This is a genomic window from Pseudomonas sp. GW823-FHT02E01, from assembly GCF_058797535.1.
In genome coordinates, this window is record NZ_JBXAJS010000010.1 from 143,006 (window position 1) to 165,661 (window position 22,656).

24 protein-coding genes are annotated in these 22,656 nt (G+C 59.0%); 8 read left to right on the plus strand and 16 right to left on the minus strand.

Translation table 11 applies throughout. The features are described 5' to 3' along the window. Nucleotides 1-222: 222 nt before the first annotated feature. Complete coding sequence (locus tag AC1RDQ_RS23025; protein WP_154947244.1) at nt 223-1,053, plus strand: alpha/beta fold hydrolase; 831 nt, start codon at nt 223-225, stop codon at nt 1,051-1,053. Between the two features lie 188 nt (nt 1,054-1,241). Here the strand turns inward: AC1RDQ_RS23025 and AC1RDQ_RS23030 are convergent, their stop codons facing one another. Together AC1RDQ_RS23030 and AC1RDQ_RS23035 are read right to left on the minus strand one after the other, a co-directional pair. After that, complete coding sequence (locus AC1RDQ_RS23030; RefSeq protein ID WP_492588225.1) at nt 1,242-1,568, minus strand: DMT family transporter; 327 nt, start codon at nt 1,566-1,568, stop codon at nt 1,242-1,244. Between the two features lie 66 nt (nt 1,569-1,634). Further along, the gene (locus tag AC1RDQ_RS23035; RefSeq protein WP_492588226.1) at nt 1,635-2,636 is read right to left on the minus strand and encodes an SLAC1 anion channel family protein; all 1,002 of its coding nucleotides are present in this window, start codon (nt 2,634-2,636) and stop codon (nt 1,635-1,637) included. Nucleotides 2,637-2,751: 115 nt separating this feature from the next. On the opposite strand from AC1RDQ_RS23035, the gene AC1RDQ_RS23040 reads away from it, so the two are divergent. Next, a complete protein-coding gene (locus AC1RDQ_RS23040; RefSeq protein ID WP_154859811.1) occupies nt 2,752-3,708 on the plus strand; it encodes a GlxA family transcriptional regulator in 957 nt (318 codons plus the stop codon). Nucleotides 3,709-3,882: 174 nt separating this feature from the next. On the opposite strand, the gene AC1RDQ_RS23045 is transcribed toward AC1RDQ_RS23040, so the two are convergent. Then, on the minus strand, nt 3,883-4,749 hold the full coding sequence (locus AC1RDQ_RS23045) for a patatin-like phospholipase family protein (RefSeq protein ID WP_057714630.1): 867 nt from the start codon (nt 4,747-4,749) through the stop codon (nt 3,883-3,885). A 93-nt stretch (nt 4,750-4,842) separates the two neighbouring features. Next, the gene (locus AC1RDQ_RS23050; RefSeq protein WP_340312105.1) at nt 4,843-5,160 is read right to left on the minus strand and encodes a hypothetical protein; all 318 of its coding nucleotides are present in this window, start codon (nt 5,158-5,160) and stop codon (nt 4,843-4,845) included. Nucleotides 5,161-5,675: 515 nt separating this feature from the next. On the opposite strand from AC1RDQ_RS23050, the gene AC1RDQ_RS23055 reads away from it, so the two are divergent. Beyond that, nucleotides 5,676-6,647 (plus strand): TerC family protein, encoded by a 972-nt coding sequence (locus AC1RDQ_RS23055; RefSeq protein WP_492588227.1) that lies wholly within the window; start codon nt 5,676-5,678, stop codon nt 6,645-6,647. Between the two features lie 160 nt (nt 6,648-6,807). Here AC1RDQ_RS23055 and dapF read toward each other — a convergent pair whose 3' ends face one another. Both dapF and AC1RDQ_RS23065 read right to left on the minus strand, forming a co-directional pair. Continuing rightward, nucleotides 6,808-7,623, minus strand: a complete 816-nt coding sequence (gene dapF / locus AC1RDQ_RS23060) for a diaminopimelate epimerase (RefSeq protein WP_407516935.1) — start codon at nt 7,621-7,623, stop codon at nt 6,808-6,810. 211 nt (nt 7,624-7,834) lie between these two features. Next, nucleotides 7,835-9,139 carry an MFS transporter gene (locus tag AC1RDQ_RS23065; protein WP_492588228.1) on the minus strand — a complete coding sequence of 435 codons (1,305 nt, stop codon included), beginning with the start codon at nt 9,137-9,139 and terminating at the stop codon, nt 7,835-7,837. Between the two features lie 163 nt (nt 9,140-9,302). Here AC1RDQ_RS23065 and AC1RDQ_RS23070 point away from each other — a divergent pair, with 163 nt between their 5' ends. From AC1RDQ_RS23070 to AC1RDQ_RS23080, 3 genes are all read left to right on the plus strand, one after another. Beyond that, nucleotides 9,303-12,140 carry an AMP-binding protein gene (locus AC1RDQ_RS23070; RefSeq protein ID WP_492588229.1) on the plus strand — a complete coding sequence of 946 codons (2,838 nt, stop codon included), beginning with the start codon at nt 9,303-9,305 and terminating at the stop codon, nt 12,138-12,140. A 464-nt stretch (nt 12,141-12,604) separates the two neighbouring features. Then, nucleotides 12,605-14,152, plus strand: a complete 1,548-nt coding sequence (locus AC1RDQ_RS23075) for a phospholipase D-like domain-containing protein (RefSeq protein ID WP_492588276.1) — start codon at nt 12,605-12,607, stop codon at nt 14,150-14,152. A gap of 228 nt (nt 14,153-14,380) precedes the next feature. Further along, complete coding sequence (locus AC1RDQ_RS23080; RefSeq protein WP_218498170.1) at nt 14,381-14,986, plus strand: transglycosylase SLT domain-containing protein; 606 nt, start codon at nt 14,381-14,383, stop codon at nt 14,984-14,986. 273 nt (nt 14,987-15,259) lie between these two features. On the opposite strand, the gene AC1RDQ_RS23085 is transcribed toward AC1RDQ_RS23080, so the two are convergent. Then, complete coding sequence (locus AC1RDQ_RS23085) at nt 15,260-15,442, minus strand: hypothetical protein (RefSeq protein ID WP_057714641.1); 183 nt, start codon at nt 15,440-15,442, stop codon at nt 15,260-15,262. A 68-nt stretch (nt 15,443-15,510) separates the two neighbouring features. On the opposite strand from AC1RDQ_RS23085, the gene AC1RDQ_RS23090 reads away from it, so the two are divergent. Then, a complete protein-coding gene (locus AC1RDQ_RS23090; RefSeq protein ID WP_492588230.1) occupies nt 15,511-15,864 on the plus strand; it encodes a hypothetical protein in 354 nt (117 codons plus the stop codon). A gap of 6 nt (nt 15,865-15,870) precedes the next feature. On the opposite strand, the gene AC1RDQ_RS23095 is transcribed toward AC1RDQ_RS23090, so the two are convergent. Together AC1RDQ_RS23095 and AC1RDQ_RS23100 are read right to left on the minus strand one after the other, a co-directional pair. Continuing rightward, entirely contained in the window at nt 15,871-16,065 is a 195-nt protein-coding gene (locus AC1RDQ_RS23095; protein ID WP_090455493.1) for a hypothetical protein, read from the minus strand. Between the two features lie 93 nt (nt 16,066-16,158). Continuing rightward, nucleotides 16,159-17,001 carry an NAD(P)H-binding protein gene (locus tag AC1RDQ_RS23100; protein ID WP_492588231.1) on the minus strand — a complete coding sequence of 281 codons (843 nt, stop codon included), beginning with the start codon at nt 16,999-17,001 and terminating at the stop codon, nt 16,159-16,161. Nucleotides 17,002-17,178: 177 nt separating this feature from the next. Here AC1RDQ_RS23100 and AC1RDQ_RS23105 point away from each other — a divergent pair, with 177 nt between their 5' ends. After that, nucleotides 17,179-17,844: a TetR/AcrR family transcriptional regulator gene (locus AC1RDQ_RS23105; protein WP_492588233.1), complete on the plus strand. Its 666-nt coding sequence runs from the start codon at nt 17,179-17,181 to the stop codon at nt 17,842-17,844. A 25-nt stretch (nt 17,845-17,869) separates the two neighbouring features. Here the strand turns inward: AC1RDQ_RS23105 and AC1RDQ_RS23110 are convergent, their stop codons facing one another. The 7 genes from AC1RDQ_RS23110 to modA all read right to left on the minus strand — a co-directional run bounded on the left by AC1RDQ_RS23110 (nt 17,870) and on the right by modA (nt 22,648). Beyond that, nucleotides 17,870-18,154 (minus strand): hypothetical protein, encoded by a 285-nt coding sequence (locus tag AC1RDQ_RS23110; protein WP_057714648.1) that lies wholly within the window; start codon nt 18,152-18,154, stop codon nt 17,870-17,872. A 206-nt stretch (nt 18,155-18,360) separates the two neighbouring features. Further along, nucleotides 18,361-18,591 carry a hypothetical protein gene (locus AC1RDQ_RS23115; RefSeq protein ID WP_057714650.1) on the minus strand — a complete coding sequence of 77 codons (231 nt, stop codon included), beginning with the start codon at nt 18,589-18,591 and terminating at the stop codon, nt 18,361-18,363. A 130-nt stretch (nt 18,592-18,721) separates the two neighbouring features. Beyond that, on the minus strand, nt 18,722-18,943 hold the full coding sequence (locus AC1RDQ_RS23120; protein ID WP_492588234.1) for a hypothetical protein: 222 nt from the start codon (nt 18,941-18,943) through the stop codon (nt 18,722-18,724). Between the two features lie 72 nt (nt 18,944-19,015). Further along, nucleotides 19,016-20,041, minus strand: coding sequence for a DNA topoisomerase IB (locus tag AC1RDQ_RS23125; RefSeq protein WP_492588236.1), 1,026 nt, complete (start codon nt 20,039-20,041; stop codon nt 19,016-19,018). A gap of 75 nt (nt 20,042-20,116) precedes the next feature. Beyond that, nucleotides 20,117-21,196, minus strand: a complete 1,080-nt coding sequence (gene modC / locus AC1RDQ_RS23130) for a molybdenum ABC transporter ATP-binding protein (RefSeq protein ID WP_090455485.1) — start codon at nt 21,194-21,196, stop codon at nt 20,117-20,119. A 3-nt stretch (nt 21,197-21,199) separates the two neighbouring features. Continuing rightward, the gene (gene modB, locus AC1RDQ_RS23135) at nt 21,200-21,880 is read right to left on the minus strand and encodes a molybdate ABC transporter permease subunit (protein WP_090455483.1); all 681 of its coding nucleotides are present in this window, start codon (nt 21,878-21,880) and stop codon (nt 21,200-21,202) included. Further along, complete coding sequence (gene modA, locus AC1RDQ_RS23140; protein ID WP_349734393.1) at nt 21,881-22,648, minus strand: molybdate ABC transporter substrate-binding protein; 768 nt, start codon at nt 22,646-22,648, stop codon at nt 21,881-21,883. It abuts the gene before it with no gap. Between the last annotated feature and the right edge of the window lie 8 nt (nt 22,649-22,656).

A 22,656-nucleotide genomic window follows, 5' to 3' on the forward strand; every position in this document is an offset into this window, starting at 1 on the left:
GTTGACTTTAAACCTAAAGTGATTTGGCGACCAAGCTGCGCGGATGTAATGCATTGCTAAAACGCCATGGAATTCAGGGGTGGGCGAAAACCAGACCAGGACCAATCCCTGGGAACCGCCTATTGGATGGGCTGCACGTTATTGAACAAGGGCAAGGTTCAACAAGGGGCACGATCAGGACACGATTGGTCATACCCTCCATTTCATTCGGGAGATGCGAACATGGGTTATGTCACTACGCAGGACGGTGTTGAGATCTTTTACAAAGACTGGGGACCACGCGATGCCCAAGTGATCTTTTTTCATCACGGATGGCCACTCAGTGCGGACGACTGGGATGCGCAGATGCTCTTTTTCCTGGCGAACGGCTACCGGGTCATTGCACACGACCGGCGTGGTCACGGGCGATCCAGTCAGGTCTGGGACGGCCACGACATGGATCACTATGCTGATGACGTCGCGGCCGTGGTCAACCATCTTGGGGTACAAGGCGCAGTTCATGTGGGGCACTCCACCGGCGGTGGTGAAGTCATCCATTACATTGCGCGCCACGGCGAAGACCGAGTGTCGAAGGCCGCCATAATCAGCGCCGTGCCACCCTTGATGGTTCAGACACCGAGCAATCCAGGCGGCTTGCCAAAGTCGGTTTTCGATGACTTGCAGGCACAGCTGAAGGCCAACCGCGCACAGTTCTACCATGACGTTCCAGCCGGGCCTTTCTACGGTTATAACCGCCCTGGTGCAAAACCGTCTGAGGGCATCATCCGGAACTGGTGGCGACAAGGCATGATGGGCTGCGCAAAGGCACACTATGACGGGATCGTGGCCTTTTCCCAGACCGACTTTACCGACGATCTAAAGAGCATCACGACCCCCGTGCTGGTGATGCATGGTGATGATGATCAGATCGTGCCTTATGAAAACTCGGGGCTCTTGTCAGCCAAACTGTTGCAAAACAGCACGCTGAAAACCTACTCGGGCTTCCCGCACGGAATGCCTACGACGAACGCCGATACAATCAACGCCGATTTGCTCGCTTTCCTACGAGGTTAGGCAACTTGGGGGGGTAAGAAACTGCCCCCCAGTTTCTTCAAAGCCAAAAAATCGATGCGTTGAAGATTCGACTAAGTGGCTGAAAACTGAGCTGACCGAGTGTCCGCTTGCGACTCCCTTCGTCTATGTTTCCTGTTCCTCACTGGACTAAAAAATGAGGCTGTTAATCAATTAATTATTTGCCCTGTTCAGGCTGCCCAGCGTAGTCCGGCGACGCTCAGCAGGATCATGCCGATCCAGACAAGTTTCCAGAACGATACCGCATCACCCATCCAATACATTCCAACGACGGCTGTGCCGGCAGCGCCGATGCCGGTCCAGACCGCATAGGCGGTTCCTACAGGCAGCACCCGCAAAGCCATCGTCAACAGGCTCAAACTGCCGGCCAATACTACGACCGTGCCGACCAGCAGCCAGGGCCTTTCAAGGCCATTGGCAGATTTCAAGCCGACCGCAAAGAAAATCTCCAGGAGTCCGGCAACGATCAGCAGTAACCACGATGTGTTGTAAGTCATTCGATGAAACCTGTATGGGCAAAAAAAAAGCGAGCCGGTCAAGGCTCGCCAAAGGGAGGTAAAAGGTCAGTTGGCCAACAGTTTGCCGCTGATCAGGCTGATCAGGGTTTTCACCAACAACACGGTCAGTGCCACTGTGAGAAACAGCAGAATTACAGCAGCGATTACCATCAGCACGGTGTTGTCCTGGGCATGTGCATATTTCAGCGCGGCATTGCTCAGGGCCGCGATGGGAAAGCTGATTGCCCACCACGAAGGGGCAAAGGGCACATCGCGACGGAACACTTTGAAGCCGAGCACCACGAACAGAAACAGGCCGAAGTAGAACAATACGCTGGCAAACCTGTCGATCTCGCCGAACACGTTGGTGTACGCCAGGAAACCGACTTCAAAGGGGGCAATAAGGACCATCAGCGGAGGCACCATGCCTTTGGCCAGCGTTGTCTCATGCACCAGCCGCGAAAAGATCCGGGTGAAGAAAACCAGCGCCAGCACCGCACCCACGGCGAGGGCAAACAGGTTGAACTCAGCAACCCAGGCCATGGGCATATGCGCACCGGTTACCGCGATATCGAGGGTGGCAACACCCGGAATCAACCAGGCAGGTACGGCATTCAACGAATCCTGATTGCCCGACAACAGACGGAAAACCACGAGGCCTGCGAGCAACACCGTCAGTGCGCTGCCCAGTATCCAGAGAGCCCGTCCGAGCAATTCGTTGTGGGGCGCGGCGACTGCCGAAAGCAGCAACAATGCAATGGTGACGGTGCCGAAAAAGTTGCTGGCGATCGGATGGTTGAACTCGGCCTTTACCGCCTCTGGATGTTTCACCCATTTGCCCAGGTAACCCAAGGTCAGCAGCACGAATACCAGGCCGGCCAGGGCGCCAATCGCTTCACCCAACACTTCGCCGACACCGTAATACTGACCACTCAAGCGCCAAGCCAGTCCCAGACCGGCCAGGCCCATGACCGAGCCGAACAGATTGATAGGCAGGTTTTTGATGGACGTATTGCTGGTTTGCACCGATTGAGCGGCAGCGACCGTGGGGGTATATGCAGTGTTCATGGCAGTCTCTCGTTTGACTGAATTTGCTGTTGGGGATATTTTCAGCCAAACAGACATTGGCTGAAATAGTCATTAAGCGACGTATTCAGCCAATGATTCGACGAGGACAGACATCATGCGCATAACCCTCCTGGCCTTCCCCCGCGTGCAACTGCTGGACGTTGTCGGACCTGCCGATGTCTTCGCCGAAGCAGCCAGGCAACTGGGCAACCCACGCGCCTATCGGGTTGAAGTGATCGGCACCGGCAAAGGGATGATCAAAAGCTCAAGTGGTTTGAAGCTTGCCATCGACGACACCTTTGAAACGTATAAAGGCAAGATTGACACCTTGCTTGTCGCTGGCAGTCCACACATCGATGAAATTGCCCTGGACCCTGCATTGCAGGAATGGCTACGCCGGCAGGCGAAATCCGTACGTCGTATCGGCTCCGTCTGTAGCGGTGCCTTTTTGCTGGCCGCCGCCGGGCTGCTTGACGGACGCCGTGTCACCACTCACTGGAACGCCAGCGCAAAGCTGGCCAGGGAACACCCGCAAACCCATGTCGACCCGGACAGCATCTTTATCAAGGATGGCAACATCTACACCTCGGCAGGGGTCACGGCGGGCATGGACCTGGCTTTGGCGCTGGTCGAAGAAGACCACGGCAGAGAACTGGCGCTCAGCGTTGCCCGTGAAATGGTGATGTTCTTCAAGCGGCCCGGCGGACAATCGCAGTTCAGCGCGCAATTGGCAGCACAAACCGCCGAACGCAGCGTGATCCGAGACGTGCAGGATTATGTTGTGGAACACCTGAAGGCCGACTTGAGCGTACCCATCCTGGCCGCCCGCGCCGGTATGAGCGAGCGCAACTTCGCCCGTACCTTCAAGGCCGAAGCCGGTTCAACCCCGGCCGAATTTGTCGAACTGGCGCGCATCGATGCGGCCAGACGGTTAATCGAAGACTCGGACGTATCACTCAAGCGCTTGGCCGATACAGTAGGTTATGCCAATACGGACGGGTTCAGGAGGGCATTCATGCGGCGTCTCGGGGTTGGTCCCAGTGATTATCGAAAGCGTTTTTCATCGGTGTAATGTAGAGGGGCCTCAGCGCTAAACGTTGCCGCCACATCATGGGCAACCCGAAGCGTGAATTCCAGGATGGCGGCATTTAGGGCGGGTAGGGCGAGATTTGGGTTGATTTTGAAACGCAGGCATCGCTCTGGGTGCTCCGGCCTGAAGGTTCGCTGTTTTGGTAATTCACATCACTCAATGCTCATGGGCATGCGAATGGATGGAAAGGGCACCAGGGACCTTGGTGCGTTCGAGCCCCCCACGTTCCAGCCACCGAAGGGTCTGCTCATAGGCACGCTGCAGCAAAGACTCGGTCTGGTCAAAGTTGAAAACCGAGACATCCACCGGGCACAAGGGCGGGACGATGTGCAGGCTGGTGACAGTGCGGAAGTGTTCGATGTCGCTCACCAGCTGGCGCATGCTCATCAGATTGACGGTGTGCAGGGCCAAGGCGACCAGTCCTCGGGGAGGTTGCGTCAGGTCGCAACTCACTCCGGTGGGGATTACCACGACGTTGGTGGCTCCCAAGGCTACGGCAGTCGAAATAGGTGTATTGCTTGCCACGCCGCCATCAACCAGAAACTGATCGGCGATTTGTACGCAGGGGAACACCAGCGGAATGGCAGCGCTGGCCAGTAACGCCTGCTCGAGTTCGCCACTGGACAGAACCGTCTCGGCACCACTGAGCAGGTTGGTGGTGACGATGTACAGGGGCAGCACCGCATCCTCAATGCGGTGAATGGGCAGTGCCTGACCCAGCAGCCGATTCAAGGCCGACGGCTGTAACAGATAGCCACGCCGTTTGATCAATCCTCTACAGGTATCGAACCAAGAGAGGGGGAAGATGTCAGTTTTACTCAGCCCGCGCCAGAATCCGGCGAGCGCCTGGACGCCATCGGAATCGGGTCTTGCGGCAAAGTAGGCACCGTTGATAGCGCCTACCGAAGCACCAATCACCATGTCAAACCGAACATTGGCTTCGACCAGGGCCCGCAACATTCCCACCTGCACCGCCCCCAAACTGCCACCGCCAGCGAATACGATTGCGGTTTTGGTCGTCATGGCGGAAGTCTCTGTGCGGAAATGTATCGAATAAGTGTAGCTGGCGGGGCGGCATGACTTCCGGCAGCCCGCCATATGCATTCAGTGCGCGACCTATGAAGCGGCGCTCGCCTCATTGGTAGAATTCAAATAGCAGGCCATCTCCCGTTCGACAACGTCGATCTCATTTAGCCCCCAGTTTGTAAGGGGCGCGGAAAGTTTGCCGGTCGACGCAAAACTCGCCGCCAGCAGACGGGTCATCAGCGTCTTTGCCAAGTCCAGTTGCTCCTGAAGCTCCTGAACCGCGCGATCAGCCTTGTCCAGGCTCTGTCGCAGGGCATCGCGCCCGGCAGTGATCTGTCCGACACTGGCCATCGTTTCATGTGGGTCGACCATCAATGCCGCTTTTTCTTCCAAAGATTTATCACTCATCAATGTGCTCGTTCGCTCAGGTTCAAGGTCAGGCACGCGCAGGCCTTGCCTCAGTGATATCGGCACGAGAGTTTATTCCTATAGTTTTCTATCGCACTGCTGCGCAAGGTGCCGACCAACGGCAGCGGAACCCATCAGTACCCCCCGACCCGAAACGCCCGCTGAACGATTTAGCCTATCTGTTGCGTTGGCCGGTTGAATCCACAACCCATAGCTGACGGTCGGCTTGGCTCAGATTCAGGTTGAGCAAGCCGGTCTCTCGAATCAACACTTCGTAAAAAACGAACAATTCGCAACGAATAAACGATTTTTACTGATGCTACATGCCCGTTAGCATGACCTCTTCCAGCCCATTTACTTCATGCAGAGACAGTCATGCAGAAGGCCATCCAATGCCGCGGTTTCGAGATTACTTCAGCAAGCGCCTGGCCTACCGCTTAAGTCACTGCGCCGCCCGCATTGGGGCGGGTGATCGTGCGGCGCTATATGAGTATCGGCCAACCTTGGATAGTTAAATGACCACCATTAGCGTCGGCCAATCTTGGATGTGGGCCGCCTTTATCGGGTTCGTCCTCGCCATGCTGGCGCTGGATCTTTTCGTTTTCGGCGGGCGCAAGGCGCATCGTGTTTCGGTACGCGAAGCGCTGGCCTGGGTCATCGCCTGGGCCAGTTTGGCGTTGGTCTTCTCCGTTCTGCTCTGGTGGTATCTGCGCAGCATGTTCGGCGCCGAAGTGGCCCAGCGTACAACGCTCGAATTCCTGACGGGCTACCTGATCGAGCAGTCGCTGTCGATCGACAACATGTTCGTTTTCGTGATGATCTTCGGCTATTTCGCCGTGCCGCAAGAGTTGCAGCGCCGCGTCCTGCTCTATGGCGTGCTCGGCGCCATCATCATGCGCGCCGGTATGATTTTCGCCGGTGTCTGGCTGGTGCAGGAGTTTGCCTGGCTGCTCTATGTCTTTGGCGCTTTCCTCCTCATCACCGGCTTCAAGATGCTGATCTTCGCCAACCAGCAGCCAGAGCTCGAAAAGAACCCTTTGCTGCGCTGGCTGCGTAGCCATCTTCGCATCACCGACGGTTTTCACGGCGAGCACTTCTTCGTGCGCCAGAACGGCCTGCGCTGGGCGACACCGATGTTCCCGGTGCTGGTACTGATCGAGGCCAGCGACCTGGTGTTCGCGGTCGACAGCATCCCGGCTATCTTCGCCGTCACCACCGACCCCTTCATCGTGTTCACCTCCAATATCTTCGCCATCATGGGCATGCGCGCACTGTATTTTCTGCTTGCCGACATGGCCTACCGTTTCCACTTGCTCAAATATGGTCTGGCCATCGTACTGGTGTTCATCGGCGGCAAGATGCTGGTCGCGCCGTGGTGGCACATGCCGATCCAATGGTCGCTGACCACAGTCGGCGGCATCATCTTGATTTCGGTACTGTTGAGCCTGACTTTGACGAAGAGCAAAACACGGGTTACGGGAGAATAAGGATGAATTTGAGACAAGAACGGGCGATGGCGGCACCGACGCTAGCTGAGCGCGACAGTGATGGTCGACTGATCGGCGTAGTCATCGACCGGTTGAATCCACAACCCAAAGCAGACGGTGGCGACAGGCAAAAGTCGGCCAATAGTGGCTTACCTGAAAATCAAGCTTTCAACAAAGCATCCGCGATTGTTCCTGAAAAAGTCGTCTCTACCGGTCCGGTGAGAAAAACTGATCCCTCGCCATCCCATTGAACCGTTACAACTCCGCCGTCACATTCAACCTCAACGCAATTGTCTAACAAGCCACGACGAATTCCGTTAACCGCGGCGCCACAAGAGCAGGAGCCTGAACCCAGCGGGATACCACCCCCGCGCTCCCAAATTCGCAACCGGATGTGCTTTCGGTCAATGATCTGGACGAAATGCACGTTCGTCCTGAGGGGAAACAAGGGGTTGGTTTCAACTCCCGGTCCAATCGTCGCAATCTCAACGGCTGCCAGGTCATCCACAAAATAGGTGCAGTGCGGATTTCCCATGCTGCAAGCTGTTGGGTGACCGGCAAGTGGCATCACTAAAGTGTCCATTTCCAAAGCCAGAGGAACATCCGACCAACCCAAAAGTGGCTTTCCCATGTTTACAGAAATGGCGCCGGTTGAAGTTCGTTCGCAAGTCAGCAGGCCACGGTTGGTTCGCAGTGCTGCCGAAGTCATATTGGATTCACGCATCAGCATATCAGCGGCCCCGCGCGTTGCGCTGCCACAAGCGTCCAGCGTTGAGCCATCTGCATTCCAGAACATCAAACGCGCATCTGCATCATCGCAATCAAACACCACCGCGAGTTGATTGAAGCCGATTCCTCGGTTCCGATCTCCCATTAGACGAGCCATATTGCTGGTGATTGGATTCGGTGATTTTCGCGAGTCGACGATAACGAAATCATCGCCATTGGCGTGCATTTTATGAAAGCTGAGCGGCATAAATAGACCTGGCAGCAAGACATGTGATGAGTTGACGTTTTAAAGCGATCTATCCCTATTCGCATGACTTTTGCAAGCTACGTGAAAACTCATGAGGCGAATGTGTTTGGCAGACTGGACACATCGTTGTGTTTGATTCATCACCAGCAGCTTTTGGCCGAATTAGGTCAGTTTCGACAGGCGAAGACTGACCCGATGCAGGGAGTCTCTTTCACTTTTCGAGACTCTCGGTATGGCTGACAGCTACCTGCCGCCCGCGCTCCAGGTTGACGCCGGCCAGGATCAGCAGGCCGACAACGAAATAGCTGCCGGTAATCAGCATCGCCAGGCGGTGATCGCCTCCGGACAGCCAACTGGTCAAGCCGTAAGTCATGGGGCCGAGGATTGCCGACAGTTTGACGGCCAGCCCCCAGAGGCCGAAGAACTCCGCTAGCCGCGTCGGCGGCGCGAGCAGACCGACTATCGCACGTCCGGCCGATTGGCTGGCGCCCATGCACAGACCGGCGAGGTTGGCCGCCAGCCAGAACAGCCCGGGGCCGCGCGCGACCCAGACCAGACCGACCATGCCGAGCCAGCCCAGCAGGGTCAGCGCCAGCGTGGTGCGATGGCCGAGGCGATCCTGCAGCCAACCGAACAGCACGGCACCGATGGAGGCCGTGATATTCACCACGAAGATCAGCAGCAGCGTGTCCTGGGTACTGAAGCCCATGACCTGATTGGCATAGATGGCAGCCAGGGTGATCACCGCCGAGATACCGGCCTGGTAGCAGACGGTGCAGGCAAGGAAGCGCAGCAGGTCACGATAGCGGTCGGCTTCGCGCAGCGTCTGCGCGAAGCGCGCCAGCGCCGCTTGCGGGATAGGCCTGTCGCTGCTCCCTGTCTGCGGCAGGCTGCGTTCACGCAAGAACAGGAAGGTCGGTACGCTGGCCAACGCGAACAAGACCGCAGTGATCAGCATGCACACCGGCACGAACTGCGCCGCTGTCTGGCCTTGCGCCTGGGCCCAGCTGACGAAGGCCAGGCAGGCGCCCAGGCTGACCAGGCCGCCTATATAGCCAACCCCCCAGCCCCAGCCGGACACCTTGCCCAAGGCATCCGCACGGGCGAGTTGGGGCAGGAAGGCGGCAATCAGGTTCTCGCCGCTGCCGAAGCAGTAGTTGGATAGCACGATGAACAGAATCGCAACGCCGAGCTCCCCCGGCCCGGCCAACGCCAGTCCAGCGGTAAAGGTGACGCAACCGATCGTGCTGAACAGCAGCAGGCGTTTCTTGCAGGCGAAGGCGTCGGCGTAGGCACCGATCAGCGGCGCGGTCAGGATGATCAAGGCGTAAGAGAGGGATATGGCGCTGGTCCAGGCCAGCGTCCCCCAGGCCTCGCCCTTGGTGACCACCGCGACGAAGTAGGCGTTGAACACGGCGGTGATCACCACGGTCGTGTAGCCGGAGTTGGCGAAATCGAACATCGCCCAGGCCCAGATTTCTCGGCGTGTCACTCCGGGGGCAAGGCTGGCTGGCATGGCAGATCTCTCTGCAGGGGCTGCGTTCTTCAGAAGCCTAGCCCCGGCTCACCCATCCTGCGAGCGCTGCAGCTGATGATGGCATTCCCAGTCGCCTCCGTAGGCGCATAATGGCAGTTGGCAAGGATCTACACACAGAGTGTTCTGTCATGAGGGGCTGCCGATGCCTCGTCCGCCTCCAGAAACCCGTGCCGTTCCCCGTTGCGATGGGGACGCGGAAAAATTGCTCGAAATTGTCCGGCGTACCGTGGTCGAGCTGCGCCCGCAAGCGGCAGAAGGTTTGCAAGTCACCTTGCACAGCGTGCTGGATCGGGATCTGGGCGTAGACAGCCTGACTCGAGTCGAGCTCTGGTCACGTATCGAGCACGAATTCGGTGTGCGCTTACCAGAAAACCTGTTCGCCTCGGCAGACACCCCCACCGACATACTGCGCGTGCTGCACAGCAGGCATGGCGCCGAGGCCGTACGTCCGTTGCCCTCCAGCAACTCCAGCGAGACCCTGATAGCAACGGGGCAGACGCCAGATGCCGCGCGGACCTTGATCGAGGTACTCGACTGGCATGTGCGCCAGCAGCCGCAGCATCTCCACGTGCGCCTGCTAGGTGAAAGTGACCAGCAGGAAGATATCAGCTATGGCGCCTTGCACCAGAGTGCCCTGGCCGTAGCCGCAGGGCTGCAACGCTGTGGCTTGCACGCCGGTCAGACCGTGGCCCTGATGCTGCCCACAGGCCGCGACTTTCTCCAGGGCTTTTTCGGCATCCTGTTGGCCGGTGGTGTGCCGGTGCCCATTTACCCACCGCTGCGCCTGTCGCAGATAGAGGATCATCTGCGCCGCCAGGCCGGTATTCTGCGCAACGCCGAGGCCAAAGTGCTGATTACCGTGACGCAAGCGAAGCTGCTCGCCCGGTTGCTCCAGCCGCAGGTCCCGAGCCTGACCCGCATCACCAGCGTGGCCGATCTGATGGAGGAGGGGGGCGAATGCATCACACCACCGCGGCAACCGGATGACATCGCCTTCCTGCAGTACACCTCGGGCAGTACTGGCCAGCCCAAGGGTGTGATGGTCAGCCACGCCAATCTGCTGGCCAATCTGCGCGCCATGGGGAGGGCTCTGAAGGTGGGACCGCAAGACGTGTTCATCAGCTGGCTGCCCATGTACCACGACATGGGATTGATCGGTGCCTGGCTGGGCAGCCTGTACTACGGCTACAGTCTGATGCTGATGTCGCCGCTGGCTTTCCTGGCACGGCCGGCGCGTTGGCTATGGGCCATCGACCGCTTCCGCGGCACGATGTCGGCGGCGCCCAACTTCGCCTACGAGCTGTGTCTGAACAAACTCGCTGACGACGATCTCGAGGGTCTGGACCTGAGCAGTTGGCGCCTGGCCTTCAACGGTGCCGAACCGGTCAGCCCGCAGACTTTGCAGCGCTTCGCCGAACGTTTCGCTCGCTACGGCTTGGCGCCCACTGCGCTGGCGCCCGTCTATGGGTTGGCCGAGGCCACACTGGGCGTGGCCTTTCCTCCCCTGGACCGAGGACCGCTGATCGATCGGGTACAGCGCGACGCGTTCCAGGCCCGTGGCAATGCACTGCCCGTCGAAGCGGATGCCAGCGCAACGCTGCGCTTCGTCTCCAGCGGTCGACCACTGCCGGGCCATCAGATTCGTATTGTCGATGGCAGTGGAATCGAACTGCCCGAACGCAGCGAAGGGCGGCTGCAATTTCGCGGGCCGTCTACCTCGGCAGGCTACTACCGCAACCCCGAAGAGACCCGCCGGGTGCTGCGCGATGGCTGGTTCGACTCGCTCGACTTCGCCTACATGGCCGGCGGCGAAGTCTACCTGACCGGCCGCGCCAAGGACTTGATCATCCGTGCCGGGCGCAACATCTACCCCTACGATGTCGAAGCAGCGGTCGGCAATCTGCCCGGGCTGCGCAAAGGCTGCATCGCGGTGTTCGGCAGTCCGGAGCCGGCCACCGGCACCGAGCGCCTGGTGGTGTTGGCGGAAAGCTACGAGAAGGACGCTGCTGCGCGGCAACAGCTGCAGCAGGAGGTCAACCGTATCGTGTTCGACCTCACCGGTGTGGCGCCCGACGATATCGTTCTGGCGCCACCGCATAGCGTACTGAAAACCTCCAGCGGAAAGCTTCGCCGTGCTGCCAGTCGTGAACTGTATGAGCGCGGCGAAGTGGGGCGGCCGCACCTGGCCGTTTGGCGCCAGCTGTTGCGCCTGGTATTGCAGGCCTTGCGCGGGCATTTCGGTCGCAGCTGGCAGACCTGCCGCGCCGCGTTGTATGCCACTTACATCTGGCTGCTGTTCTGGCTGGTCACACCGCTGACCTGGCTGGTCGTTGCGATCCTGCCGCGCCAGCGTTGGTGTCGCAGCTTTACCCGTGCGGCCTCCCGGCTGTTTCTGCGCCTGGCGGGTGTTCCGTTCAGTGTCACGGGACTCGAGCGCCTGCCTTCCTCCTCGGTGAGCGTGCTGGCTGCAAACCATGCCAGCTACCTCGATGGTGTCATTCTCAGCGCGGCCCTACCGCCGCAGTTCAGCTTCGTCGCCAAGCGCGAATTGGCTGGCCAGTGGATCGCCGGCCGGTTCCTGCGCAAGCTCGGCGCCCGCTTTGTCGAACGCTTCGACCTGCAGCGCAGCGCCGCAGACACCGAGCCCCTGGCCGAGGCGCTGCAGGCTGGCCAGCCCCTGGTGTTCTTTCCCGAGGGAACCTTCACCCGCGAGCCAGGATTGCGAACGTTCCATATGGGCGCCTTCGTGCTAGCTGCGCGTGCCGGCGTGCCGCTGCTGCCGGTCGCAATTTGCGGCACGCGCAAGGTGCTGCGCGACGGTCAGTGGTACCCGCGCCACGGTGCAATCCACGTCAACGTCTGTCCTCCGCTGTTGGCAGACGGGCCGGACTGGATGGAGGCAATCAAGCTGCGGGATGCGACGATAGCGGTGCTGCTAGAGCACCTGGATGAATCGGAACGAGCCCAGCGCCCAGGTTAGGCGACTACTTTGCTGCCGTCGTTTTTCCAGAGCCGTTTATAGAGTGGGCACACGTCAAAATCTAAATCCGCTGTGAGCGCCCGCTTTTGGCTGACTGCTGCCTGTCGCGAAGGGCCGAAAACGACTCAGTCACTCCGGTGCCATCATCACCACAAGCGTCATCTTGATGAGTTCTTCAATCTTATCGATGGCTTCCAGGGCACCGCGTACGTTGTTAGCGACACCGGCTGCCCCAAACTGCTCGACCCAGCCAGGCGCTATAGCGGAGGGCGGGCCTGCACCCGGCCCAGGGCGGTTTCATGCTCTGGGCGCACGTGCTGGAATGTTTCGACACACTGCTTGAAACGGGCTTTACTGGAACAAGTCGTGCGGACTATCGAGGGCTGCATGTGCTCGGCAGCCAGTACTGGCTGGATGCCGAGTTCAAAACTACACCCGTTGTGGTTGAGGAGCAGTCCTTGCCCATGTCCCGGTTTCTCTGCGCCATGCTGTTCGCGCTGCTGCTCGTCGGCTGCGCCACCACGCGCTTGCCCCACGAATTCAGCGAGGCGATACCCGCCAGCGATTCGGCGTTCGGGCGCTCGATCCAGGCTCAGGCCGCCGCGCATGAGGGGCGCTCGGGTTTTCGCTTGCTGCCCAACAGCAGTGAAGCATTCCGGGCGCGCGCGGAGTTGATCCGCAATGCACAGAAAGCCGTCGATTTGCAGTACTACATTGTGCATAACGGTTTCAGCACTCGGGCGCTGGTGCATGAAATGCTGCTGGCAGCAGATCGCGGCGTACGGGTACGCATCTTGCTCGATGACACTGCCAGCGACGGCCAGGAAGAAGTCATCGCTACCCTGGCGGTGCACCCGAACATCCAAATCCGCGTCTTCAACCCTTTGCATCTGGGGCGCAGCACCGTGGTCACTCGAACCATGGGCCGCCTGCTTGATCTTTCCCAACAACACCGACGCATGCACAACAAACTGTGGCTGGCCGACAACAGCGCAGCGATCGTCGGCGGACGCAACCTAGGGGATGAATATTTCGACGCCAGGCCCGACCACAACTTCACCGACATGGACCTGCTGGGCATCGGCCCGGTCGCCGAGCAATTGGGGCACAGCTTCGATCAGTACTGGAACAGCGCCTTGAGCCAGTCGATCAGTGACTTCCAGCTCAACAAGCCAACAGCGCAAGACTTGCTCGAAAGCCGCCAACGCCTGGAGCAATCGCTCCAGACCTCACGTATCGAGAGCAAGGCGTTGTACAACCATCTCATGACCTACCAGACTCAACCGCAACTCGAGACCTGGCGCAAGCAGCTGATCTGGGCCCATAGCAAGGCGATGTGGGACGCTCCAAGCAAGGTCCTGGCCAGCGGCGAACCGGCACGCGCGCTATTGATGGCCACACAGCTGCGGCCTGAACTCGATAGCGTCAATAGCGAGCTGATCATGATCTCGGCCTATTTCGTCCCGCAAAAGCCGGGCATGGACTATCTCCTGGGTCGTGCCGATGCCGGCGTTGATGTGCGCCTGCTGACCAATTCACTGGAGGCCACCGATGTGCCGGCGGTGCATGGCGGCTATGCACCGTATCGCAAGACTCTGCTCGAACATGGCGTGAAACTCTATGAGCTGCGGCGCCAGCCGGACGATCCCGGTCGTGGCTCCTCGTTTGGTTTCAGTGGTGGCTCTGACTCCAGCCTGCACACCAAGGCCATGATCCTGGACAGACAGAAAGTGTTCGTCGGCTCGTACAATTTCGACCCGCGTTCAGTGTTCTGGAACACTGAAGTCGGGGTGCTGGTCGATAGTCCCGAACTGGCCGGCTACGTACGCCAGCTGGCGCTTGAGGGCATGGCGCCGGCCCGGAGTTACCAGGCCCGACTGGAAAACGGCGAAATTATCTGGCTCACCGAGGACGACGACCGCCTGCATACCTTGCGCAAGGAGCCCGGCGGCAGGTGGCGCAGCTTCAAGGCCTGGCTCAGCGACAAGATCGGCCTGGAGAAAATGCTCTAGATCGAAACCCGGAGTACACCCACTGGCCTCACGCCCGCGTGTGAGCATTCAATCAGAGCGCAGGGCTTGCGTCAGGCCGCCGTGCAATAGGGACTTACAAAGAAGCCTTTCGATAAGGGTGACGCGATCAAGCTGGATGTCTTCTGACGTTTTTGTCTGCACCTGCCTGACTCAGGCGCCTTGCAGTAAACGGAGGGTACCTTATGCCCTTATTTTTGAGGGTAATGAATGAAACAAGGACAGGTTCTGCTGTTGGCTTTGTTGATGCTGTTTTTAACGGGGTGCACGACTACACCGCCAAAAGACCAAGGCAATCTCTGCAGTATTTACCGTGAGTATCCCGACTGGTATGAGGACTCGCTGCAAATGCAGAGTGAATATGGGACGCCTCTGCATGTGGCCATGGCGATCATGAAGCAGGAAAGCAGTTACGTGGCGGACGCATTGCCGCCTCGTGACTACCTGCTCTGGGTGATCCCTTGGGGGCGAGTCAGTTCGGCCTACGGTTATGCGCAGGCTCAAGACCCGGTGTGGGGTGAGTACAAGGACAATACGGGCAACGGTGGTTCGCGTGACAGTTTTGACGACGCGATCATGTTTATCGGTTGGTACACCACTGGTACCCAACGTCAGCTCGGAATCTCCAAATGGGATACCTACAATCAGTACCTGGCCTATCACGAGGGGCGTGGGGGCTTTAGCCGCAATACCTATCGCAGTAAACCCTGGCTGATGCAGGTTGCCCAGAAAGTGCAAAAGCAGTCAGAGATTTACAACGCTCAACTTAAAGTGTGTCGCCAAGAGCTGGAAGATGAACGTAGCGGGTGGTTTTAACGCATTTACGAAAAAAAACCCGCATCTCCTGGGGGAAGATGCGGGGAAAAGTATTACACATGGTGAGGAAGGTCGGCCTCCTCGAAAGCAGACTGGCTGTATTCGAAGCGTCCGTTAAAGGTGTCACCTGTAAACCTCACCTTGGCCAACGCCCCCTCGACGCATATTTAAAGTCGAGGGAGAGGGGCGAGCGAAATCAATAATTATCAAAGACAGATTAATAAATACGGATATGACGTCGTGGATAGCCTCATCGGTGATGGCGTCGCGAGGTCAAGCCTGTTCCAAAAGAAGTCTGGCGGTGCTGATAGGCAAGGGGTGAGGTGCATTGATCCGGCCTTCCAATCTGATCACGAACGCCAAGGCCTCTGCGTAGCTGCGAAACTCAACGCACCACGCGTTCATCCATACATTCCAGCCTTCCGGTTTGCTCGCCTTCTCGATTTTTATCAGCATCCTGGAATCCCTCCATGTGGTGGTTTAGCCTTGTCTCGAACCGGGGAAAACCGAAGTGCGGTGTGTGAATGTTTGTCTGCGTGGCCTGGGTGACGACGCGGGACAAAACAGTAAATCTGCTCAGGAAAGTCAGCCTCTGCAAATGCGGTTTTGATGGCAGTCGAAGCTTTCGTCAAAAACGTCACCTGCGGGCCCTGCCATGGCTAACCCTCCTCTTGGCACATTTAAAGCCGATAGAGGGGAGTGTTTGGAAATTAATAATTATCAAAAATGGATTTACGGCGGCGGGGGGGGATTCAGACGATGGAACCGTGTTTGCGTTCGATTGGGCATTCTCTAAAGCAAGGGCTTGCAAGCGAAAGCGGATGCAAGCCCTTGTTTTTTTCTATTCCATTATTTCTATCTTGATCGTGATTGCCTGATGCTTTTCAGGACGTCGGGTCTGCCTTGCGGCGATCGCTGCCGGCCGGGTTGCCGGTATCGATCAGCCTTCTTTCCAGCAGTACGTTTTCCAGGGCCTGGCGGTCTGACGGGTTCATCTGATGTTCTCGCTCCTTGAGTTCCAACAGGATCGGGGTCGACCACTGGCGGTAGGTTTGTTCAGCACTACGATTGAGTGACATGGGTTCCTCCTTGATCAGGCTCCTGCCAATAAAGGCGCCGCACTTCGATACGCCAAAAAACCCTAGTCGACGAAGCCTGTTCCCGCCACTGCTTTACGTCGGACGGCCATTGCCCCAGATGCCCGTAGCGGCAGTGCGCCGTACGTAGTCGCCAAAGTCGCGCGCCGGCCGTCCCAACGCCCGCTGTACACCATCGGCCACGGGTGTGTTGCGCCCGTCCAGCACAGTCGTGAAGAGATACAACACCAGGTCGATCAACGCTGGGGGAAGCTGTTCCTGTTCCATTGCCTGTCGATACGCGTCCGCCGGTACGGCCACCAATTCGATGTTGCGACCGGTGGCGCAAGCAATCTCGGTCACGGCCTGGGCAAAGGTCAACGCCCGAGGGCCGGTAAGTTCATAGAGCTGGTTGGTGTGTCCGGGTTGGGTCAGTGCCGCGACGGCACACTCGGCGATGTCTTCTGCATCGACAAAGGGCTCGGCGACCTGGCCGACGGGGAGTGCAAGCTCACCTTGCACAATGGGTTCAAGAAAGTGTGCCTCGCTGAAATTCTGGCAGAACCAACTGGCCCGCAGAATCGTCCAGTCAATCCCGCTGTCCTGTACGACGCGTTCGGCCTGTTGCGCTTCAACTTCGCCGCGCCCGGATAACAAGACCAGTTTGCGGACGCCGCTTTTCACCGCCAGGTCGGTGAACGCCTGGATGGTTTCAACGGCGCCTGGAACGGCGAGGTCCGGTTGAAAGGAAATGTAGACGCAATGAACGCCATCGATCACGGCGTCCCAGGTCGATCGATCTTCCCAGTCGAAGGGTGGATTGGCGTCCCGCGAACCCCGGCGAACGGGCAGGCCGGCAGCCTCGAGCCGTTGTGTGATGCGCCGTCCGGTTTTGCCGGTGGCGCCGAGGACCAGCGTGATGGGTTGGGCCGTTTTCATCGCGTTCATCTCCATCGATTAATGTGAGTGATGCTCATGTTTAAAAGATGATAGATGCTCATGTTTCACCGTCAACCCATCAGATCGAATTCCCCGACGTGCGGCATCTGTTGTTGGGCGTAGGGAATGGCGATGCTAAGGTGAGTACATGTCACGTTTTTGATCGGGAACTCACTCGTGCGCAAGAAAACCTCTGAAACCCTCGAACAGCCTGCTGCACAAGCGGTTCGACGCAATCCCACGCAACAGCGCAGCCGCGATCGTCAGGAGCGGATTCTGGCCATGGCCACTCAATTGATCGCGGACAAGGGCAGCGATCAACTCAAGATGAGTGAAATCGCCGAGCGCTCCGAGATCTCGATCGGTTCTCTTTATCAGTATTTCCCTGACAAGAGTTCCGTGATCCGTACGCTGGCTGAGCGCTATAACGCTGAAAGCCGTCGTTGCATTGCCGAGGCAATGGAGGCTGTCGAGGATGCCCGGGGCTTGCGCGCCGCCTATTCGCAGTTGCTCGATCAGTATTACGAGATCGTGATGGCGACACCGGTGATGCGTGACATCTGGTCCGGTATGCAGGCCGACAAGCAGTTGTTGCAGTTGGAACTGGGGGAGAGTCGGGTTGCCGGAGCCATGCTGGCCCAGGCGATGCTGCGCGTGTATCCCGACTGCGACGAGCAACAGGTCGAGGAGTCCGCGTTTTTGATCTGGCACCTGGGCGAGGCGACCATGCGGTTGGCGGTCACTTGTGCACCCGTTGAGGGGCGAGCACTGGTCGAGGCGTTCAAGCGCATGTCCCTGCGCGAGATCATGGAGCCCGCGCGCAGGGACATCGTCTTGCCGTAAAAACCTGACGGCGACTTCATGCTCCCTAAACGAAGGGTTGGCCGCCAAAGCCACGGGGCAGTCGTTGCAGGCCGGCCATCGCGGTCAGCCGCTCGGTCCAGGCTGAACGCCAGTCATTGGCGGTGTGCACGGCTTTGGCTTTGCGTGCTGCGCGGCGGGCAGCGTTGCGCTCAGCCTTGCGGGCTTCTTTGTAGGCGTCGGTGTTTCGGCAGCTTCGGCATTTCACCCGGTTGAGTTCGCGGGTCGATACGAGGTTGTTGCCGTGGTGACCGCAGGCCAGGTGCCCGCTGACTTTGAAATGAGTGACCATTGGAACGTCTCCTTCGTGACGTGTGAGCGGTTGACTCCACGTGAGCGGGGACGTTCGATTGGTTTTGCGCAACAAAAAATCCCGGTTCCAGGCCGGGTTGTGAGAAGGGATGGAAATCCGGCAGGCAGCCAAGGGTGTGGAGACGTACGGTCACCGATCATGCTGCCCGAATAGGGCCTTTTCCCGCACCGCGAATCCGTGACGGATCATCTGAACCGGGGCAGAGGCCGGTCGACAGGCTTGAGAGACGACAGCGTGTGCCGGATCAGCGGCGTGTCCTTCTCAATGTCGTTCAGGCGATCACGAATTCTGAGGGCGGTGGGGTGTCCGCCTTGATGATCGACCCAGTCGGCGATTTCCTTGCAGGCTGCGGCCAGGCGAGCCTGACGGGAGTCCAGCAAAGTGAGCAGGGTGGTGATGGACTCTTTTTCGGACATGGGAAGCACCTCCGTTCAAGAAACCTGGGTGTGGCAGCAAAAAGCCCGCCTGGGGCGAGCTTTCTGCCGAAAGGGTTACTGATCCTTCAACTATCTCAGTATAGACCCGTTAAAAAATGGTGACGAGCCGTCAACTTTGTCGGGCTGTCACTTGTGATTGAGCGTTCAACTGACGGCAAACACGCACAGCGTCTTCTTCACTATCGTAGCCATCTCCGATGAAGCCTTGGGTGCGGGTATCGGCGATGCGGTACCAGACTGCGGCATCCGGTGGCAGGTGGTCATATTCACCCGCACGGCGACCATGGATGATGATCTTTTTGCAATGCTTCACGACGAAAATGTCTTCCATGGCGTCTCCGCAGCGGATACGTGTTCAGTTCAACTATAGAAGCCATTGGTGATCGTGCAAAAAACAGGCAGGTCAATTCGTCGATTCAGGCGCTGCCAGCGTTTTCTGCAGAAAGTTCGCCAGCCCGACTTCCTCGGCCGAGAGTCCCTTGCGCGCTCTCGGCCTGGGCAGTTGCGCCAAAGCGCCCAGAGGGAAGCCATCCAGCACCGCCGGGTGGATATAGCACTTGCGGCACACCGCCGGGGTGTTGCCCAGCTGCCTGGCAACGTCCTTGACCATCTCCACCAGGTGCCGCCTGGCGTCTGTTTCAGGCTCCCAATGCCGCTTGCGCAGTATCGCCAGAGCCAGAACGCTGCCAGCCCAGGTGCGGTAGTCCTTGGCGGTGAAATCGGTGCCGCTGAGCGTTTGCAAATAGCTGTTGATGTCGGATGAAGTGACGGTGTGCCGGTCACCGTTTTCATCCAGATACTGAAACAGGTTCTGCCCGGGTATTTCCTGGCAGCGCTTGATGATCCGGGCCAGTCGGCGGTCTTTCACGGTGATCTGGTGTTCGACGCCACTTTTGCCGCGGAACTGGAACAGGATGGCACTGCCGTTGATCTCTACATGGCGGCTGCGCAAGGTCGTCAGGCCGTAGGAACGGTTGTCCCGGGCATATTGGCTGTTGCCGATGCGGATCAGCGTCGAGTCGAGCAGGGTAATGACCGTGGCCATGACTTTGTCGCGACTGAATCCCGGTGCCGCCAATACGGCTTCCAGCCGTTGGCGCAGTTTCGGCAAGGCCAGCCCGAATTCACGCAGGCGCAAGTACTTGTCGGCGTCACGCACCTCCCGCCAGCGGGGGTGATAACGGTATTGCTTGCGACCCCGGGCGTCGTGGCCGGTGGCCTGCAGATGCCCGCGTGGATCGGCGCAAATCCACACCTTGGTATAGGCGGGCGGCACCGCGAGGGTGTTGAGGCGTTCGATTGCGTCGGGGTCGGTGATGCGCTGACCGGCCGGGTCGAAATAGGCGAATTTTCCGCGCAGTTTCCTGCGGGTGATGCCCGGCTGGGTGTCATCGACATAATGCAGGTCAGGTGGCAGTCCATCGGACATGACAAGCGTCCTGGGCAAGGAGTTACGGGGCGTTACAGCCATTGACCTCGCTCCGGTGCAGTCGTGCCTTCGGATTTACGCCAGCACCGCGACCGCTTTGATTTGTGCCCACAGTGGCTGGCCGGGATGGATGTTCAGTTGATCACGGGAATAACGCGTGATCCGCGCAAGCAATGGCGTGCCGGCAGCGTCCAGGCGAATCAGCACATGGGCGGCGTTGTCGGCGCTCATTTCGCTGACCACAGTGACCGGCAGGCGATTGAGAATGCTGCTTTGCCCGGTATTGTCCAGGCTCAGGCTCACATCCCGCGCCTGGACCTTGCAGCGCAGTGCCTGGCCCGCATCCAGTGGCGTATGAGGCACACGGATGTTGAGGGTAGTGTCGGGCAATTGCAGGCTCAGCAATTGATAGTCGGCGTCATAAGCGCTGACGCGACCTTCGATCACCACACCCGCGTCATCCCCCATTGCCAGCGGCAAGTCGAGGCGTGCCAGGGTCTGGCCGATCGGGCCGCTGGCCAGTGCCCTGCCGTTGCTGAGCAACACGATATGGTCGGCCAGCCGCGCAACTTCATCCTGGGAGTGGCTGACGTACAGCACCGGGATGTCGAGTTCGTCGTGCAGGCGTTGCAAGTAGGGCAGGATTTCACCTTTGCGTTGGGCATCCAGGGCCGCCAGAGGTTCGTCCATCAACAACAGTTTCGGGCTGGTGAGCAAGGCGCGGGCGATGCCGACGCGCTGTCGCTCACCGCCTGAAAGGTGTTGCGGGTGCCGGTCCAGCAAATGGCTGATGCCCAGCAACTCGGTGGCGTGGGCCATGTCGACCCGACGCTGCGGCTTGGGGATGCGCTTGAGGCCGAATGCCAGGTTGGCCAGCACCGACAGATGAGGAAACAGGCTGGCTTCCTGGAACACATAGCCCAGCGCGCGCTTGTGCGGCGCGACGAAGATCCGGTTGTCGCTGTCTTGCCAGACTTCATCGTTAACCTGGACAAAGCCTTGCTCGGCCCGTTCCAGGCCGGCGATGCAGCGCAGGCAAGTGGTCTTGCCAGAGCCGGAGTGGCCGTAAAGCGCAGTGACGCCACGGCCAGGCACCTGCAGATCGACGTCCAGGGCGAAGCCCGAATAACGTAGTTTCAGACGCATTTGAATCATCGGTCAGCTCCAGCCCGCTTTGGTTTTACGACTGGAATACAGCGCCAGCAGGACGACAAACGAGAACACCAGCATTGCCCCGGCCAGCCAATGGGCCTGGGCATACTCCATGGCTTCGACGTGATCGTAGATCTGCACCGAGACCACGCGGGTCTTCTCGGGAATGTTGCCGCCGATCATCAGCACCACGCCGAACTCGCCGACGGTGTGGGCAAAGCCGAGAATGGCCGCGGTAATGAATCCGGGGCGGGCCAGGGGCAGTGTCACGCTGAAAAAGGTATCCCAGGGATTGGCCCGCAAGGTCGCGGCCACTTCGAGCGGGCGCGTGCCAATCGAGGAAAAAGCGTTTTGTAGCGGCTGGACCACAAACGGCATCGAATACAGCACCGAACCGATGACCAGCCCCGCAAAACTGAACGTGAGGGTGCCAAGGCCCAGTGATTGGGTGAGCTGGCCAAGGTACCCGTGAGGGCCGAGGGCCAGCAACAGATAGAAACCAATCACCGTCGGTGGCAGCACCAGGGGCAGGGCGACAATCGCCCCGACCGGACCGCGCAACCAGGAGCGGGTGCGCGACAGCCATAACGCAATCGGAGTGCCGACAATCAGCAGGATGACGGTCGTCAGGGACGCCAGTTTCAGGGTCAGCCAGATGGCGGAAAAATCGGCACTCGATAGCGACATTTAGATTTCGTAACCGTAGGACTTGATGACAGCTGCCGCTTTCGGCCCCTTGAGGTAGTCAACCAGTGCCTTGGCGGCCGGGTTGTCCTTGCCCTTGTTGAGAATCACCGCGTCTTGCTTGATCGGGTCGTGCAGGCTGGCGGGAACGATCCAGGCCGAACCGCTGGTGATCTTGCCGTCCTTGTAGATCTGCGACAGGGCGACAAAACCCAACTCGGCATTGCCGGTGGAGACGAACTGGTAGGCCTGGCTGATGTTCTGGCCTTCGACGATCTTGTCCTTGACCTTGTCGGTCAAACCTTCCCTGGCCAGTACCTGGGTCGCCGCCAGGCCATAAGGCGCGGCTTTGGGGTTGGCGATGGACAGGTGCTGGTATTCGTTCTTTTTCAGCACATCGCCCTTGGCATCGACGTAGCCTTCTTTGGCCGACCACAGCGCCAGCGTACCGACGGCGTAGGTGAAGCGCGAACCCTTGACGGAGTCGCCTTCGGCTTCAAGCTTTTTCGGGGTGCTGTCGTCTGCCGAGAGGAACACTTCGAACGGCGCGCCGTTTTTGATCTGGGTGTAGAACTGGCCGGTGGCGCCAAAGGAGGCGACCAGTTTATGCCCGGTGTCTTTTTCGAAATCAGCGGCGATGGCCTGGATGGGGGCGGTGAAGTTGGCGGCGACGGCCACCTGGACTTCGTCCGCCTGGGCTGAGCCGAAGGCGAATACGGCGAGAAGGCTCGCCAGGCAGGTCGGGGCAAAACGTGAGGCAAGAATGGTCATGAAACGGC

Bases quoted from the DNA above. Each gene is read 5' to 3' on its own strand.
- AC1RDQ_RS23025 (WP_154947244.1), top strand. From the start codon at position 223: ATGGGTTATGTCACTACGCAGGACGGTGTTGAGATCTTTTACAAAGAC.
- AC1RDQ_RS23030 (WP_492588225.1), bottom strand. From the start codon at position 1,568: ATGACTTACAACACATCGTGGTTACTGCTGATCGTTGCCGGACTCCTG.
- AC1RDQ_RS23035 (WP_492588226.1), bottom strand. From the start codon at position 2,636: ATGAACACTGCATATACCCCCACGGTCGCTGCCGCTCAATCGGTGCAA.
- AC1RDQ_RS23040 (WP_154859811.1), top strand. From the start codon at position 2,752: ATGCGCATAACCCTCCTGGCCTTCCCCCGCGTGCAACTGCTGGACGTT.
- AC1RDQ_RS23045 (WP_057714630.1), bottom strand. From the start codon at position 4,749: ATGACGACCAAAACCGCAATCGTATTCGCTGGCGGTGGCAGTTTGGGG.
- AC1RDQ_RS23050 (WP_340312105.1), bottom strand. From the start codon at position 5,160: ATGAGTGATAAATCTTTGGAAGAAAAAGCGGCATTGATGGTCGACCCA.
- AC1RDQ_RS23055 (WP_492588227.1), top strand. From the start codon at position 5,676: ATGACCACCATTAGCGTCGGCCAATCTTGGATGTGGGCCGCCTTTATC.
- dapF (WP_407516935.1), bottom strand. From the start codon at position 7,623: ATGCCGCTCAGCTTTCATAAAATGCACGCCAATGGCGATGATTTCGTT.
- AC1RDQ_RS23065 (WP_492588228.1), bottom strand. From the start codon at position 9,139: ATGCCAGCCAGCCTTGCCCCCGGAGTGACACGCCGAGAAATCTGGGCC.
- AC1RDQ_RS23070 (WP_492588229.1), top strand. From the start codon at position 9,303: ATGCCTCGTCCGCCTCCAGAAACCCGTGCCGTTCCCCGTTGCGATGGG.
- AC1RDQ_RS23075 (WP_492588276.1), top strand. From the start codon at position 12,605: ATGTCCCGGTTTCTCTGCGCCATGCTGTTCGCGCTGCTGCTCGTCGGC.
- AC1RDQ_RS23080 (WP_218498170.1), top strand. From the start codon at position 14,381: ATGAAACAAGGACAGGTTCTGCTGTTGGCTTTGTTGATGCTGTTTTTA.
- AC1RDQ_RS23085 (WP_057714641.1), bottom strand. From the start codon at position 15,442: ATGCTGATAAAAATCGAGAAGGCGAGCAAACCGGAAGGCTGGAATGTA.
- AC1RDQ_RS23090 (WP_492588230.1), top strand. From the start codon at position 15,511: ATGTTTGTCTGCGTGGCCTGGGTGACGACGCGGGACAAAACAGTAAAT.
- AC1RDQ_RS23095 (WP_090455493.1), bottom strand. From the start codon at position 16,065: ATGTCACTCAATCGTAGTGCTGAACAAACCTACCGCCAGTGGTCGACC.
- AC1RDQ_RS23100 (WP_492588231.1), bottom strand. From the start codon at position 17,001: ATGAAAACGGCCCAACCCATCACGCTGGTCCTCGGCGCCACCGGCAAA.
- AC1RDQ_RS23110 (WP_057714648.1), bottom strand. From the start codon at position 18,154: ATGGTCACTCATTTCAAAGTCAGCGGGCACCTGGCCTGCGGTCACCAC.
- AC1RDQ_RS23115 (WP_057714650.1), bottom strand. From the start codon at position 18,591: ATGTCCGAAAAAGAGTCCATCACCACCCTGCTCACTTTGCTGGACTCC.
- AC1RDQ_RS23120 (WP_492588234.1), bottom strand. From the start codon at position 18,943: ATGGAAGACATTTTCGTCGTGAAGCATTGCAAAAAGATCATCATCCAT.
- AC1RDQ_RS23125 (WP_492588236.1), bottom strand. From the start codon at position 20,041: ATGTCCGATGGACTGCCACCTGACCTGCATTATGTCGATGACACCCAG.
- modC (WP_090455485.1), bottom strand. From the start codon at position 21,196: ATGATTCAAATGCGTCTGAAACTACGTTATTCGGGCTTCGCCCTGGAC.
- modB (WP_090455483.1), bottom strand. From the start codon at position 21,880: ATGTCGCTATCGAGTGCCGATTTTTCCGCCATCTGGCTGACCCTGAAA.
- modA (WP_349734393.1), bottom strand. From the start codon at position 22,648: ATGACCATTCTTGCCTCACGTTTTGCCCCGACCTGCCTGGCGAGCCTT.